This window comes from Rhodopseudomonas sp. AAP120 (assembly GCF_001295845.1).
Classification (GTDB): Bacteria; Pseudomonadota; Alphaproteobacteria; order Rhizobiales; family Xanthobacteraceae; genus Rhodopseudomonas.
On the sequence record NZ_LJIC01000168.1, the window covers coordinates 13,094 to 28,530 of the forward strand.

At 63.8% G+C, this 15,437-nt stretch carries 14 protein-coding genes; 4 read left to right on the top strand and 10 right to left on the bottom strand.

Features of this window, described 5'->3' with window-relative positions:
• Positions 1–125: 125 nt before the first annotated feature.
• The 7 genes from IP86_RS23505 to IP86_RS23535 all read right to left on the bottom strand — a co-directional run bounded on the left by IP86_RS23505 (position 126) and on the right by IP86_RS23535 (position 10,763).
• A complete protein-coding gene (locus IP86_RS23505; RefSeq protein WP_054164857.1) occupies positions 126–2,309 on the bottom strand; it encodes a PQQ-dependent dehydrogenase, methanol/ethanol family in 2,184 nt (727 codons plus the stop codon).
• Positions 2,310–2,528: 219 nt separating this feature from the next.
• Complete coding sequence (locus IP86_RS23510) at positions 2,529–3,323, bottom strand: NUDIX hydrolase (protein WP_054164858.1); 795 nt, start codon at positions 3,321–3,323, stop codon at positions 2,529–2,531.
• Between the two features lie 5 nt (positions 3,324–3,328).
• Positions 3,329–4,282: a dihydrodipicolinate synthase family protein gene (locus IP86_RS23515; protein ID WP_054164859.1), complete on the bottom strand. Its 954-nt coding sequence runs from the start codon at positions 4,280–4,282 to the stop codon at positions 3,329–3,331.
• A gap of 211 nt (positions 4,283–4,493) precedes the next feature.
• Positions 4,494–5,354, bottom strand: coding sequence for a MaoC family dehydratase (locus tag IP86_RS23520; RefSeq protein ID WP_054164860.1), 861 nt, complete (start codon positions 5,352–5,354; stop codon positions 4,494–4,496).
• 149 nt (positions 5,355–5,503) lie between these two features.
• The gene (locus tag IP86_RS23525; protein ID WP_054164861.1) at positions 5,504–5,896 is read right to left on the bottom strand and encodes a Zn-ribbon domain-containing OB-fold protein; all 393 of its coding nucleotides are present in this window, start codon (positions 5,894–5,896) and stop codon (positions 5,504–5,506) included.
• The gene (locus IP86_RS23530) at positions 5,896–7,044 is read right to left on the bottom strand and encodes a thiolase family protein (RefSeq protein WP_054164862.1); all 1,149 of its coding nucleotides are present in this window, start codon (positions 7,042–7,044) and stop codon (positions 5,896–5,898) included. Before IP86_RS23530 ends, IP86_RS23525 begins: the two co-directional genes overlap by 1 nt.
• Positions 7,045–7,277: 233 nt before the next feature.
• Entirely contained in the window at positions 7,278–10,763 is a 3,486-nt protein-coding gene (locus tag IP86_RS23535; RefSeq protein WP_054164863.1) for an indolepyruvate ferredoxin oxidoreductase family protein, read from the bottom strand.
• A 279-nt stretch (positions 10,764–11,042) separates the two neighbouring features.
• Here IP86_RS23535 and IP86_RS23540 point away from each other — a divergent pair, with 279 nt between their 5' ends.
• Complete coding sequence (locus tag IP86_RS23540) at positions 11,043–11,471, top strand: hypothetical protein (RefSeq protein ID WP_054164864.1); 429 nt, start codon at positions 11,043–11,045, stop codon at positions 11,469–11,471.
• Between the two features lie 200 nt (positions 11,472–11,671).
• Entirely contained in the window at positions 11,672–11,950 is a 279-nt protein-coding gene (locus tag IP86_RS23545; protein WP_054164865.1) for a GCG_CRPN prefix-to-repeats domain-containing protein, read from the top strand.
• 76 nt (positions 11,951–12,026) lie between these two features.
• On the opposite strand, the gene IP86_RS23550 is transcribed toward IP86_RS23545, so the two are convergent.
• The gene (locus tag IP86_RS23550) at positions 12,027–12,839 is read right to left on the bottom strand and encodes a DUF1295 domain-containing protein (protein ID WP_054164866.1); all 813 of its coding nucleotides are present in this window, start codon (positions 12,837–12,839) and stop codon (positions 12,027–12,029) included.
• A gap of 140 nt (positions 12,840–12,979) precedes the next feature.
• A complete protein-coding gene (locus IP86_RS23555) occupies positions 12,980–13,519 on the bottom strand; it encodes a hypothetical protein (RefSeq protein WP_054164867.1) in 540 nt (179 codons plus the stop codon).
• 147 nt (positions 13,520–13,666) lie between these two features.
• Here IP86_RS23555 and IP86_RS23560 point away from each other — a divergent pair, with 147 nt between their 5' ends.
• Entirely contained in the window at positions 13,667–13,951 is a 285-nt protein-coding gene (locus IP86_RS23560) for a type II toxin-antitoxin system RelE/ParE family toxin (protein ID WP_054164868.1), read from the top strand.
• Positions 13,952–13,961: 10 nt separating this feature from the next.
• A complete protein-coding gene (locus tag IP86_RS23565; RefSeq protein ID WP_054164869.1) occupies positions 13,962–14,291 on the top strand; it encodes a HigA family addiction module antitoxin in 330 nt (109 codons plus the stop codon).
• 107 nt (positions 14,292–14,398) lie between these two features.
• On the opposite strand, the gene IP86_RS23570 is transcribed toward IP86_RS23565, so the two are convergent.
• Positions 14,399–15,322 (bottom strand): HAD family hydrolase, encoded by a 924-nt coding sequence (locus IP86_RS23570; RefSeq protein WP_054164870.1) that lies wholly within the window; start codon positions 15,320–15,322, stop codon positions 14,399–14,401.
• Between the last annotated feature and the right edge of the window lie 115 nt (positions 15,323–15,437).

The window sequence follows — 15,437 nt, forward strand, 5'->3', positions numbered from 1 at the left end:
CGCCGGACCGCCGGCCACAATGTCGGGCGAGGATCGGAGGGCCGCTGGTCGAGGATCGATCCTGCTGGAAGCCTGAGGTCCCCCCGCCGATGGCGCGGCGGGAGGACAAGGTGCAGCCGCTGCGGCTACTTTTTCGGCCGGATGGCGTCGGCCGTGCCCTGGATGAAGGCCTGGATCTTCACCACGTCGGCGTCGGTCAGCTTGCCGGTGAAATCCGGCATGCCCTTCTCGCGGAACGGCCCCTTGAACACGATCTGCTTGAGGTTGGCGATCTTGTCGGTCGTGCTGTAGCCGAGGTTCTTGACGTTACCGCCGCGGTCGACGCCCGGCACGCCGTGGCAGGTGGCGCAGGCCGCGACATAGATCGCGGTGCCCTCCGGCACGTCCTTGGGATCGTACTCGACGCCGGTCAGCAGGTTGCCCATTTGGTACTTAGTGAAAGCCGGCATCGGCGCGTTGCCGCCGACCGCGAAGGTGTACACCGTGCCCGGTGCCTCCTGCTCGGTCGCACGGGCGCTGATGCCGAACACGCCGCCCCAGCCGACCGCGATCGAGACGTATTGCACGCCGTCGACCATGTAGGTGGCCGGCGCCGCGACCGCGCCGGTGCCGAGCGGACTTTCCCAGAGCTTCTCGCCGCTCTTGGCATTGTAGGCCACGATACGGCCGTCGGCGGTGCCCTGAAACACCAGATTGCCCGCGGTCGTCAGCGTGCCGCCGTTCCATGGCGAGACGTATTCGGCGCGCCAGGCTTCCTTCTGCTGCACCGGATCCCAGGCGACGAGCCGGCCGAACGGCAGGTTCTTTGGCGGGGTGGCGTTCAGCGAGAAGCCGAGATTCCAGCCGGTGGTGCTGCCGAACTTAAACGGCTCCATCTTGTTCTGGTTCAGCGCCTTCTCACCCGTGAGGTTGACGGGCACGCCCTGCGCCGGCAGATACACCAGACCGGTCTGCGGGTTGAACGACATCGGGTGCCAGTTGTGGGCCCCGTACGGCCCCGGGATGGCGTCGAACGGCTTGTCGGCCGAACGCGCCTCGGGATTTTCGATCGGCCGCCCCTCGGCGTCGTAGCCGGTGGCCCAATTCACATCGACGAAGTTCTTGGCCGAGATGAACTTGCCATTGGTGCGGTCGACCACGAAGAAGAAGCCGTTCTTCGGCGCGTGCAGGATCACCTTGCGCGGCTGGCCGTCGATCGTCAGATCAGCCAGGATCATCGGCTGGGTGGAGGTGTAGTCCCAGTTGTCGCCGGGCGTTTCCTGATAGTGCCAGACGTACTTGCCGGTGTCGGCGTTGAGCGCGACCAGGGATGCGAGATACAGGTTGTCGCCGCCGGCCGGGCTGCGCAGATGGCGATTCCACGGCGAGCCGTTGCCGGTGCCGATGTACACCATGTTGAGTTCAGGATCGAACGTGATGGTGTCCCAGGTGGTGCCGCCGCCGCCGCCGACCCACCATTTGCCGGCCGGATCCCACGTCTTGGCCGCCTTCTCCATCGACTCGTCTTCGAACGGCTTCGACGGATCGCCCGGCACGGTGAACCAGCGCCAGGCCTGATTGCCACTCTCGGCATCGTAAGCGGTGACGTAGCCGCGCGCGCCGTATTCGGCGCCGCCGTTGCCGATCACCACCTTGCCGTTGAACACCCGCGGCGCGCCGGTGATGGTGTAGGAATGTTCGTGGTCGATCAGCGTGTCCTTTTCCCAGACCTTCGCGCCGGTCGCGGCGTCCAGCGCGATCAACCGGCCGTCATAGGCGCCGACGAACACCTTGCCCTTGTACAACGCCACGCCGCGGTTAACGACGTCGCAGCAGCCGCGATAGCCGTTCTCGCGCTTGACGCCGGGATCGAACGTCCACAGCTTCTTGCCGCTGCGGGTGTCGATCGCGTGCACGACGCTCCACGACGCGGTGACGAACATGATGCCGTCGACCACCAGCGGCGTCGCCTCGACACCGCGCTCGGACTGCAAATTGTAGCTCCACTTCAGGCCGAGCTGTTTGACGTTGTCGGTGTTGATCTGGTTGAGCTTGCTGAAGCGGGTCTCGGCGTAATCGAGGCCATAGCTCGGCCAGTCGTTAGTAGCCTTGGCGTTGGCGACGATCGCCGCGCCGTCGATCGCGCCGGTGACGGAGCGAATGTGATCGGCCGAGCCCTTCGCGCCTTGTGCGAAGGCTGCGCCGTGAACCAGCAGCGCGGCCGCAATCACGGCGGCGCCGACCTTCAAGTCTCTCGGAAAAAATCGCGCGGACGAATGCGTGCGGAGGAATCGGTGCGCTGCCCGCGCCCGATCGGCAGGTCGTTTCATGCGTTCACTCCCTATGGCCTCTGACGGGCCTGACGAGAGTGTTGCGCGCGTTCTGGAATGCGTCAACTGACGAGACGCGCGCGATCGTCTATTTCGATAGTATCGCCGCAACGCAGCAAGGTCACGCTGCAACGCGACGTGGGTAGTAGCGCCCTGACGAGACTACAATCGGTACTGGAGAAAGATCTCAACGACCCGCGAAACAGCGGCGAAACATAGCTAATTGCCGTTGAATTCGAACACTTCGCCGTCGTAACCGGCCTCGGCCGGAATCGTCAGCGTGCGCTTGTCGCCGTCGCGGCCCATGATCGGCATCACCGTCACGACGTTCTGCCCGCGCGAATAGTCGAGCGCGTCGCGGACGCTCGGCTGCTTACCGAGCCTGATCAGATTGCGCGTCGTCGGGAACGGCAGGGTAAATCGTCCGCTGTTGCCACCTTCGAGTGCCTCGCGCGGCGACAGCCAGATCGAATCGGTCGACTCCTTGCCGTCGTGCATACCGAGCTGCTCCGGCGGCGCTTCGGCGAGGAAGAACCAGGTGTCGAACCGCTTCGGCAGTCTCTCCGGCGTGATCCAGTGCGCATAGGGCACCAGCAGATCGAGCGCGAGCACGAGCTGGTTGGTCGCCAGGATCTCGGCGAAAGAGATCTTGCCCTCGCACAATGCGGTGCGATGCGCCGCTTCGATCTCGCTCGCACGCGATGCCGCGACGAGTTGGTCACTGCCGCGCGGCCGCGCTAGCAGGATGCCGCTCTCCTCGAAGGTCTCGCGGATGGCGGCGATCTGAAACTCGAGCGAAGGCCCCTCGCCTTGCGCTCCGCTCTCGTAAAGTTCGGGCTGGCCGATGATGTCGCGGTCGCCGGCATCGACACTGCCGCCCGGGAACACCAGTGCGCCGGAGGCGAACTCGATCTGATAATGCCGAACCATCATGAAGACGTCGAAGCCGTCCGTACGATCTCGCAGCAACAGAATGGTGGAGGCAGGACGAGCGACCGGCGCTTCATTCGCCATATCGATTACTCCGCTGCTTTGGCGCGTTGTTCAAGGTCCGCACGCTCGTCGATCCGGGCGAGTCGTGAAAGAAGATAGTCCACTTCTTCGCGCGCCGTGTCGCTCAAAGCCGAGCCCGGCTTGCGCTGCGCCGACGAAGCGATGATGCCGCGCTTCTTCAGGACGTATTTGCGGACGGCGAGGCCGACGCCCTGCTGCTGCTCGTAACGGATCAGCGGCAGATGCGCGTCGAACAGATTGTGCGCGAGATCGCGCTGGCCGGCCTTGGACAGCTTGACGACATCGACCAGCATGTCCGGGAAGCAATAGCCGGTCATCGCGCCATCGGCGCCGCGCTCCATCTCGAAGTCGAGGAACAAGCCGCCGTTGCCGGTCAGGATCGACAGCGGCCGCAGCGAACCGTCCTTCTGGAAGCCGCGCAGCTTGGTGATCTTCTCGAGCCCAGGCCAGTCCTCGTGCTTGAGCATCACGCAGGAGGGATTGTCCATGACGATCTGCCGGATCACGTTCGGCGTCATCACCACCGTCAGCGTCAGCGGATAGTCCTGCAGGCACCAGGGAATGTCGTCGCCGATCGCCTCAGCGGCTTGGCGGAAGTAACCGATGATCTGCTCGTCGGTGCGCAGGCTCGGCGGCGGCGCGATCATCACGCCGGCGGCGCCGGCGTCCATCGACGCCCGCGCCAGCGCGCGCATCGTGGCAAAGCCCGGCGCGGAGACGCCGACGATGACCTGCAGCGTCTTGGCGCGCTTGACGAAGCGGGTCGCCACCGCCTGCGCTTCGGCGGCGTCGAGCTTCGGCGCCTCGCCCAAGATGCCGAGCACCGTCATGCCCTCGCAGCCGACCTCCGCATAGAAATCGGTCAGCCGGTCGATCGATGCGTCGTCGATCCGGCCGTCGTCGTGGAACGGCGTCGGTGCGATGGCGAACGTTCCGGCGGCGTCGGGGGTCAGCTTCATACGATGTGCCTTTGGTCAGTCTGGATGCGCACTGGATAGCACCATCGTGCAAGAAAATCCCGTGTCCCGGACAAGGTGCCGCGCGGCAGCGCCGAACCGACGATCCGGGACCCCGGTTAGTGCCGCGCTGCAGGAACCGGGGCCCCGGATCTGCGGCGCATCTGCCGCTGCGCGGCCAATGCGCCTTGTCCGGGGCACGGTCGCAATCGTCTCAGCCGAGCACCGAGCGGCCGCTCTTGATCACCGTAACGTCGCGCGCTTTCACCCGCGCTTCGAACGAGATCACGTCGCCGTCCTTCCACAGATCCATCGTCACGGTCTCGCCCGGATACACCGGCGACGAGAACCGCACTGCATGTTGCTTGAAGGCAGCGGCGTCGTAGTCCGCATATGTCTGCAGCACGCCGCGGCAGGTGATGCCGTAGGTGCACATGCCGTGCAGGATCGGCCGCGGAAAACCGGCCTTGTTGGCGAATTCCGGATCGGAATGCAGCGGGTTGCGGTCGCCGCACAGCCGATAGATCAGCGCCTGATCCGGCCGCGTCGAGATATCGATGCTGCGATCCGGCGCGCGGCTCGGCATCTTGTGCGGTTCGGGCTGTTCCAGCGCCGGACCGCCGAAGCCGCCGTCGCCCCGGGCGAAGCGCGAGGCGAGCAGCGTCGCCAGTTCCGCACCGGTCTCATCGCGCAGCACGGTCTGGTGACGGATCACCACGCCCTTGTCCTTGCCCTTGTCGTAGACCTGCACGACGCTGGAATCCGCGGTGATGTTCGCCGCGACCGGCATCGGCCGGTGAAAGGTGATGTCGCGTTCGCCGTCGACCACCAGCAGCCGGTTGAGGTTCATCTCGCCCGGCCCCGCGCCCCACGCCGCGACCGACGCAAAGGTCGGTACCACTTTCAGCGGACGTTCCGTGTAGGTCGCCTCGTTGACGAAGGCGAGCTCCTTCTCGTCCATCGGGTCAGCGCCCATGCCGATGCCGTAGGCGTACAGCATTACGTCACGGTCGGTGTAGGTGTACTTCTGCCCGACGCTCTTCAGCGCCATCAGTTCGTCATAGCGGGCCGACATCGGCTTCTCCTTTGTTTGACTCTTTGACGAAGACCAAGGCCTAACCGTCATTGCGAGCGCAGCGAAGCAATCCAGAGCACCGAGCACCGTCGCTGGATTGCTTCGTCGGCTTCGCCTCCTCGCAATGACGTGGTGAGGCTGTAGCGCGATCAGGCCACCGTGTAGAACGGCAGCGGCGCGCCGCCGTCACTGGGTTTGAACACCACCTTGACCTTGGCACCGATCTTCAGCGAAGCGAAATCGCAATCGACGAAGTTGGTCAGCACCGACGGGCCTTCCTTCAACGTCACGTAGCCGATCGCATAGGGACCGGTCGCCGACTTGCGCATCAGGCTGAAGCTGTAGATCTCGCCCTCGCCCTTGCTCTCTTCCCACACCGTCTGGTCGGAGAAGCAGAACGGGCACAGCGCGCGCGGGAAGTAATGCGCCTCGCCGCAGGCCATGCAGCGCTTGATCAGCAGTTTGCCTTCGCTCGCCGCATCCCAGAACGGCTTGGTTTCGGGATTGCCCTGAGGCGCGGGATATTTGACGGGGCTGTTCATCACACGCGCTCCAGAATGCAGGTCGATGCGCCGTGGCGGATGCCGAGCATGCCACCGGTGCCGTGAGCCAAGGCGAGATCGCAGTTCGGCACCTGCACCTTGGGATGAGCTTCTCCGCGAAGCTGACGCACCGCCTCGAGCAGCTTGGTCATGCCGCCGCGATTGACTGGGTGGTTGCTGCACAGACCGCCGCCGTCGGTGTTGAACGGCAGCTTGCCGACGCCCGAGATGAGGTTGCCGTCGGCGACGAACTTGCCGCCCTCGCCTTTCTTGCAGAAGCCGAGGTCCTCGAGCTGCATCAGCACCGTGATGGTGAAGCTGTCGTAGATCGACGCGTATTTGATGTCCTTTGGCGTCACGCCGGCCATCTCGAACGCCGCCGGGCCGGACCACACGCCGGCCGAATAGGTCAAATCGAGATCCTTGCCGCCGCGCGGGCCCTTGATCGATTCACCCGCGCCGATCATCCGCACCAGCGGCCGCTTCAGGCTGCGGGCGATCTCTTCGGTCGTGACGATCAGCGCGCCGCCGCCATCGGTGACGACGCAGCAGTCGAGACGATGCAGCGGATCGGCGATCAGCGGCGAGTTGAGGACGTCCTCGACGGTGACGACGTCGCGCAGCATCGCATGCTCGTTGTACTGCGCGTGATGCGAAGCCGCGACCTTGATCCAGGCGAGTTGCTCGGACGTCGTGCCGTACTCGTGCATGTGGCGCGCCGCGCACATCGCATAGACGTTGTGCGTGGTGGCGCCGTAAGCGAGTTCAAAGTCGCCTTCCGCGCCGACGGGGCGCGGCGGCAGCGCGCCGGTGCGCGGTTTGCCGGCCAGCGTGATCAGCGCCACCGAGCAGCGGCCCGCGGCGATCGCTTCGGCGGCATGGCCGAGATGCACCAGATAGGAGCAACCGCCGGTGTCGGTGGAGTCGAAATGGCGCACCTTGAGGCCGAGATAATCAACCATCGCCATCACGCCGCCCGGCGCATCGCCGGCGCAGAAGTAACCGTCGATGTCGTCCTTGGTCAGGCCGGCGTCTTCGATCGCGCCTTTGGCGACTTCGGCATGCAGCTGGGCGATGGATTTATCGGGCGCGTGGCGCGTGGGATGTTCGTAGATGCCGGCAATGTAGGCCTTGCCTCTTATGCTCAACGCAGTTCTCCGCTGGCGTTTGGTCGGAGAAGCTGTTTCGCCCGTCCGAGACGAATTGGCAAGCGCCCGCCATCGCCAATTCGCTTACGTGTCCCGGACAAGCAGCAGCGCGCAGCGATGCTGCGCAGATCCGGGACCCCGGTGCCTTCTGATGCTTTGGAAAACCGGGGCCCCGGATCTGCAGTCCGTCGCGTTGCGACGGACTTTGTCCGGGGCACGGAATTTTTGTTGAGTTACTCCGCCGCCATCTGCCGTGGCGGCGCGGGTTGCGGGTCGCGGAGGTTGGCGCGCAGCTCGGCGTAGCGCGGCGCGGTGTCGTCGACCGACTTCTGCTTGATCGGGCCATAGCCGCGGATCAGATCGGGCATCGACAGCAGGTCGATGGCAGTGTGCACCGTTGCCGGCGACAGATGCTGCAGCACGCTGGCGACGTCCCTCTCGTAGTCCGCGATCAGCTGCCGCTCGAGCTTGCGTTCGGGGTGATAGCCGAACACGTCGATCGGCGTGCCACGGACGAACCGCAGCGCTGCGAGCGTCCGGAACACCGGCCGCATGCCCTCGCCGAACTGCCGCTTCTTCGGCCGGCCGGTGACGTCGTTACCGGGCAGGATCGGCGGCGCCAAATTGAAGCTGACCTTGTAGTCGCCTTCGAACTGATCCTTGATCTGCTGTTCGAACGACGGCAGCGTCAGCAGCCGCGCCACCTCGTACTCGTCCTTGTAGGCGAGCAGCTTGGCGTAGTTGATTGCCACCGCGCGTGACAGCGCCTCGTCGTAGCCCCCCGCATCGGCGGCCGCACGAACCTTGCCAACGAGATCGGCGTAGCGCCTCGCCAGCCGCTTGCCCTGATAGTCGGTGAGCATGGCGGTGCGATGAGCGATGATCTCTTCGAGCGACATCTCGCCCTGGGTCTTCGGCGTAGTCGTCGCCTCGGCGCCCTGCAGCAGCGTCGCGAGCCGCTCGGGATCCGCGGCGGCGAGACGGCCGAGCCGGAACGCCTGCGTGTTCATCTTGATCGACACGCCGTTCAATTCGATCGCCTGCTCGATCGCCGTAGCGGACAGCGGCAGCAGACCGCGCTGATAGGCGTAGCCCATCATCATCATGTTGGTGGCGATGGCGTCGCCGAGCAGCGTCTCGGCCGCCTTGGTGAAATCGAGGAACGACGAGTCCTTGGTCAGCGCCGCGGTCAGCACGCTGTTGACCTTGCGGGTCTGGAAATCGAAATCCCGATTGCGGATGAAGTCCGCGATCGGGATCAGATGCGTGTTGACGACGCCGTGGGTGCGGCCGGAATCGCACAGCGAGATCGTCTCCTTCGAAATCGCCATCACCTCGTCGGCGACGATCAGCACGTCCGCCGAGCCGGTCACGATCCGCGAACAGGTCACCTCCTCCGGCTTCTCGGACAGCCGCACATGGCTCAGCACCGCGCCGCCCTTCTGCGCGAGGCCGGACATGTCGAGGATCATCGAGGCCTTGCCTTCGATATGCGCCGCCATGCCGAGCAGCGCGCCGATCGTCAGCACGCCAGTGCCGCCGACGCCGCCGACCGCGATGTTATAGGGCTTAACGAGGGCGGGGCGCGCAGCCGGCTCCGGCAGATCGCCCAGCGAGCCGAGATCGACCGCCGCGCGCTTGCGCAGCTTGCCGCCGTCGATGGTGACGAAGGACGGACAAAAGCCCTTGAGGCAGGAGTAATCCTTGTTGCAGCTCGACTGATTGATGGTGCGCTTGCGGCCGAGCTCGGTCTCGAGCGGCTCGACCGAGATGCAGTTCGACTGCACCGAGCAATCGCCGCAGCCTTCGCACACCGCCGCGTTGATCATCACGCGACGCGCCGGATCTTCCAGCGTACCGCGCTTGCGGCGGCGGCGCTTTTCGGCCGCGCAGGTCTGCACGAACACGATGGCAGAGGCGCCCTTGATGTCGCGGCATTCCTTCATCACCGCGTCGAGTTCGTCGCGATGCCGCGTCCGCGTGCCGGGCGCGATGCTGTCCGCCGGATAGGCATCGGGATTCTCCGACACCAGATAGATGTCGCGAATGCCTTCGGAGTGAAGCTGGTAAGTGATCTGCTGCGGCGACAGATCGCCGTCGTGGCGCTGACCGCCGGTCATCGCCACCGCGTCGTTGTACAGGATCTTGTAGGTGATGTTCGCCTTGGAGGCGATCGACTGCCGGATCGCCAGCGAGCCGGAATGGAAGTACGTGCCGTCGCCGAGATTGGCGAAGATGTGCTTCTCGTTGGTGAACGGCGCGATGCCAACCCACGGCACGCCCTCGCCGCCCATGTGGGTGAAGGTCTCGGTGTTGCGGTCCATCCACAGCGTCATAAAGTGACAACCGATGCCGGCCAGCGCGCGGCTTCCGTCGGGCACCTTGGTTGAGGTGTTGTGCGGACAGCCCGAGCAGAAATACGGCGTGCGCACCAGCGGCACGACGTTCTGCACCTGCGAGGCGTCGCGGCCGTGGAACCAGTCGGCCTTGGCGCGCAGCATCTCGGCGATGGTCGGATCGATCTCCATTGCCAGCAGCCGATCGACCACCGAAGTCGCGACCTTGGCAACGCTCAGCTCCTGGGCGAACGGCAACAGCCGGTGGTCATGCTCATCCATCTTGCCGATCACGCGCGGACGCTCGCGCAAGCCGAACAGATGCTGCTTGACCTGGTTCTCGACGATCTCGCGGCGCTCTTCGATCACGAAGATCTCCTCGAGCCCGCGAGCGAACTCGCGCACGCCTTCCGGCTCGAGCGGCCACGGCATGCCGATCTTGTAGAGCCGCAGGCCGATCCGCGCCGCGACCTGCTCGTCAATGCCGAGCTCGCGCAGCGCCTGGCGCACGTCCTCGTAGCTCTTGCCCGATGCCATGATGCCGAACCGCGCGTTCGGCGAGTCCATGGTGACGCGGTTGACCTTATTGGCGCGGGCGAAGGCGATCGCCGCAAAGCCCTTGTAGTCCTGCAGCCGCCGATCCTGATCGTAGCGATCGTCGGGCCAGCGCAGATTGAGGCCGCCGGGCGGCATCTCGAAATCGCTCGGGATCACGAACGGGGTCATCTCGTCGGCGAGATTGATCTCGGCGGTGGTCTCCACCGTCTCGGTGATCACCTTCATGCCGACCCAGCAGCCGGAGTAGCGCGACATCGCGATGCCGAGCAGCCCCATCTCGATGATCTCGTGGATCGAGGACGGATACAGATACGGCATCAGCGCCGCGATGAAGGCGTGGTCCGACTGATGCGGCACAGTCGACGACTTGGCGCCGTGATCGTCGCCGGCGAGACACAGCACGCCGCCGTTCTTCGCCGAGCCGGCGGCATTGCCGTGGCGGAAGACGTCGCCGCAGCGATCGACGCCGGGGCCCTTGCCGTACCAAATGCCGGTGATGCCGTCGTATTGCGCGCCGGGCGACAAATTGAGCTGCTGCGTGCCCCAGATCGCGGTGGCCGCGAGGTCCTCGTTCACGCCGGGCTGAAATTTGACGTTGTACTGTTCGAGATGACGTCGTGCCGAAATCAGCTGCTGATCGTAGCCGCCGAGCGGTGAGCCGCGATAGCCGGTGACGAAGCCGGCGGTGTTGAGTCCCGCGGCGCGATCGCGCCGGACCTGCGCCATCGGCAGACGCACCAGCGCCTGAATGCCGGTGAGGAAGATGTGGCCTGAATGCTGCGTGTATTTCTGATCGAGACTGATCGGTCCCTGGTCGATTCCCATACGGCCCTCATAAGGCGTTTCGACCGCGCAACCGTTGCCGCTGCTGCGGTCTTTGGAATCAGTCTATGCCGGTTTATGTCGCTGGCGCATCACAAAAAACTCCGGCGCTGGCCAGCTCCGTAGATTTGCAGCTTTCGTTCCAGCTCAGCGAGCTGGCTTGCGGTTTCGTGCGTGGGCCGCGGCCTGCAAGAACGATCGTGTCGTCCACGTTGCGTTTGCGAACAACGCGGAACTGATCAGGCCGGGCGGGATTGACCCGGGACGGAAAGGAGGAACTGCATGGCGCAAGGAAATCCGCAAGACCCGAACGATCCATATCGTTCCGAGCCCCGCGACTCATCGCGCTTCGATTCGGATCTGCAGGCCGATCCGGAACTGCGAGAAGGACGAATCGGGACCGGCCGGATCATTGCCTTCGCGGCAGTGATCGCGCTGCTGTTCGGCGCCGTTTTCTACGGCATGAATTCGACGGCGGTCGATCCCAAGACGGCGCCGGTGGCGACCACCGTGCCGGACACGCCGCCGAGCCCGGCGGCCCAGGAAGCACAGGCCAAGCAGGCCACTCCGGCGGCGAGCGATACGGGACCGCGCAGCAATGCCGCTCCCGGAACCACCACCGGTGCAGCACCCTCACCAGCCCAAACGGCCTCGCCCCCTTCGAACCAGCCGAGCGGCAGCGAGATCCACCGGGACAACTGGCCGAAGTAACGGCCCGCGATCTGCTCTTAGACGCGCGGCGAATGTACTGGCATTCGCCGCGTTGCTTTGCATGAATGCGAAGCTCCCAATCCTGCAAGTTGTTCATTTTGTGTTTACGCTGAATCGGATAGGCGAGGCTCGGGGCAAACGTACGCGCGAGCGTGCGGACTTTCAGCAGCCGCGTCTGCGGCCGAACGAGGGAAAATCCGATGAAGATGTTGATCGCAGCCGCCGCTTTCGCTGCCGCACTCGCCGGCGCGAGCGCCGCAAACGCCATGCCGGTCGCGCCGCTCGGTGCTAGCAACGGCTCCGATGTGATCCAGGTGGCGCAGGGCTGCGGCCCGGGCTGGGCGCGCGGACCGATGGGCCGCTGCCGCCCGATGTATCGCCGCCCGCCGGTGGTCGTGGTTCCGCCGCGCGTCGTCGCGCCGCGCGCCTGCCCGCCCGGCTATTTCTGGCGCGGCGGCCGCTGCCTGCGCCGTTACTGATCGGCAGCGTTCAACGAGCATTCGAGCCCCGCTTCGGCGGGGCTTTTGCTTTCAGGACGGCCGACGATCGCCCGCTTTATCGGCCGAACGCCTGCCGCAACCTGCGCAGCGTGTAGAGCGTCGTGATCGGAAACAGGATCGGCACGGTCCGCACATACTCCTGATACTCCGGCATCGCGCCGTAGCGATCGTCCTGCTTGCGCTCGAGCCCCGCCGCAGCGGCCGTCATCAGGCCGAGGATGTACAGCAGCCCCAGCGTCGTCAGCAGCCACGCCGCCGCGGAGGTGTAGGCCGAAAGACCCGCGACCCAGACGCCGAACCAGAACAGCATCTCGCCGAAATAATTCGGACAGCGCACCATCCGATACAGCCCGATATCGCAGTAGTGCGCCGGGTTGGCCTGCTTGTAGCTGTATTTCTGCCAGTCGGCGACGCTCTCGATCACTAGGCCGGCGGTCATCAGCATGACACCGAGCGGCGTCGAGGCTGGCCAGACGCCCTCCGCCTGCAACGAAGCGGCAAGCAGCGCAGGCAGGGCCAGCAACGTGAACAGCAGGCTGACGCCGAGCCAGATCGCCGCCTTCTGCCACAGCTGAACATCCGCCGTGCGTCTTTCCGCGCGGCCGAGTTCACTGGCGTAGATCGGATTGCGCTCGCGCATCGCCAGGAACGCGCCGAGACGAACGCCGTAGGCCAGCAGCGCCAGCATCATCAGCAGCACCCATCCTTCGATGCTGGCGGAGAACACCAGCATGAAGACGAGACCCTGCGCCGCGATCGCGCCTGCGTAGCACAGGCTGACGAAGTAATAGACCCGGCGGAAGCCGGCTGCCGAGACGGCGAGGCAGACCAGGAAGGCCAGTCCAACAAGATGCCACGGAACCGTCATGTCGCCTCGCTCCGATGAACGCAGTCAGCCGGGCCCGCGACTCTCACCGGTGGCCGAGGCGCCGGATTTCCCCGCAGCCTTCGTAGCACGTCTACAACCGCGCCGACCTGATCTGGATCAGACCTCCGGATCGCGCGGCGCTATTTCTGCTGACAGCGCTGCCCCGGCACGCGCGTATCGCAGACCCGTGACGCATCGAACAGCCTGGTCAGCGCCTTGAGTTGCTTGGCGTCCGGCGTGAAGCGGTGCGCCTTCTGCAGCACGTAGAAGTTCTCGCGGCCCTGCACCGCTTTGGTCCAGGTCTGCAGCGGCCCGGCGCCGTCCTTCGGCTTCGGACAGGTCTCGATCCAGGCCGCGACCGGATACAAATTCTCGGTGCCGCCCTTCAGCTTTTCGAAGCTCGCCCCCGGACACTCGGCGAGCGCCGCCTTCTCGGCCCGCGCCCGAAACGCCTCCGGCGCTTCATCGGCCTGCTTGAACAGCACCTGGGTCGACAGCTTCTCGGTCCAATTCGCCACGCTCTGCCCCTGCGGCACCAGCACGGTGGTCTTTGTTCTGTCGCTGCCGGTCTCCGCCACAACCTTGAACCCTTTCGGCGGCGTCAGCAGCATCTGCTCTTCGGCATGGGCGAACATGGTCGCCAACGTCAGCAGCGGCACGGCGAGGACGAGACGGATCATGGATGCAGGACCTGTGAGGACGCAACGGCGGGATTTTGACGAAGAAGCGAGCGTCTTGCAACGAGGACAACCCCGCTCCACCCAGCATGCGTGCCTTGACGAACGTATCGTATCACGATACGTTGAGCGTCTCGCGGGAGCGGCTGCATGATCCGCAGCTTTCGAGGAAAGTTCGCGCAGGCGATTTTGGTCGAGCGCCGGGCGCCAAAAGGGTTTCCGGCCGATCTGGTTTCCGTATCTCGGCGGAAACTCGTTCAGTTGAATGCGGCCGGCGCTCTCGATGATCTTGCCGTCCCGCCGGGCAATCGACTGGAGCCTCTGAAAGGCGCCTTGAGAGGCTCGCATTCGATCCGGATCAACGACCAATGGCGCATCGTCTTCCGCTGGACGAATGCGGGCCCCGAGGACGTCGATATCATTGATTATCACTGAGGAGGGAAACATGACAAAGAAGCTTCCTCCGGTTCACCCCGGCGAAATCCTCCGCGAAGACTTTCTGGCCCCGATGCAGCTGACGCCCTACGCAGTCGCCGCAGCCTGCGGCGTACCGCGAACCCGCATCGAACGCCTCGCCCGCCAAGAAACGCCCGTCACCGCCGACACGGCACTACGTCTGGCGAAGTACTTCGGCACGACGCCAGGGTTCTGGATGAATCTTCAGGCGCAGTATGACCTGGAAGTGGCGGAGGATCAGAGCGCGGAAGAGTTGAAGCGGATCAAGCAGGTCAAGGCGAAGGCTGCACAAATAGACGCGATAAACAAGCTTTCATGAGAGCCGCCGCGCAATAAACCTGAAAACAGCCGCGTGCATCCAGACTACGCTCGTAATACAACGCTATATACATCAACCATCAAAACCACGACACAATCGAAGCCGCGCTAGGCTTCCAACGCTTTTCCTCCAACCACCTCCTCTTCAAACGTATACATCATCGCGCGATATCGAATATCGCCGAACATTTTCTTCAATGCTCCTTTAAAGAAAATCTCCAGCCGAGTGTTCTTAGAGTAGTTTGCCTCGAAGAAAGCATCAACTCGTCCTGCTTTAAACAACGTTTCGCACTTAGCAGAGCTCTCACCGGGAGAGTACACAGCAAACGCATGCCCTCCATTTTTGCGGGTAACCGCCATAGACGGCACATCTGTGTCGCCGTCTCCAATGTAAATCATATTAGAAAATGGAATTGGGCGATCAGACTCTGGCATATGGTCGTTCACTTGCTTGGACAAGTCTTCAACCCCCTTATTAATTCGGAATAAATACTGAGTTTTCGAAACGTCGGTGATAACTCGGTCCACAAACGTCGGCCGCCCGAAACAATCGAAGTGATACTGTGAAGCGAAAATCGCGTGAAACTTCGATGCAATTGAGACGCCTTCCAGGATCTCTCTTAGACCGGACGAAACTATGTAATGGCGTACTTTTACATAGCCAGCGGTCTCATCTTTCACAAAATTATCGACACGGTCGAACCAAGTTTCCACACCGGGGAAGTAAGGTACTTTTGCACCCAAGCTTTTGAGCCGCTCCCGATCAATCTTCAGATCTCCTTGGATGATTCGCTCGGCCATAAGCCTCATATAAGTGAGGACTTCGGTGGCTTGGTTCGAGGTCGTCACTGCCTTAACCTCGCGCCAGAACTCAGAAGGCGTGATCCCTAACTCCGGGAAGACCGTATAGTCCTGCATGCTCTGAGGTGATAGCGTCCCGTCAAAATCATAAACGATCGCAATTGTTCGGTGAGGATACTCCTTAAACCGCCGAAGACCGGCGGTCATCGCGCTTGACGAAGTTGGCCCCATTAAACGCTCCCAGCGCTCACAGCGGCATGTTGTCGTGCTTCTTGGCCGGGATTTCCATCTTCTTGTCGCGCAGCATCGCCAATGCCCGCGCGATCCGGCGGCGCGTTGCATGCGG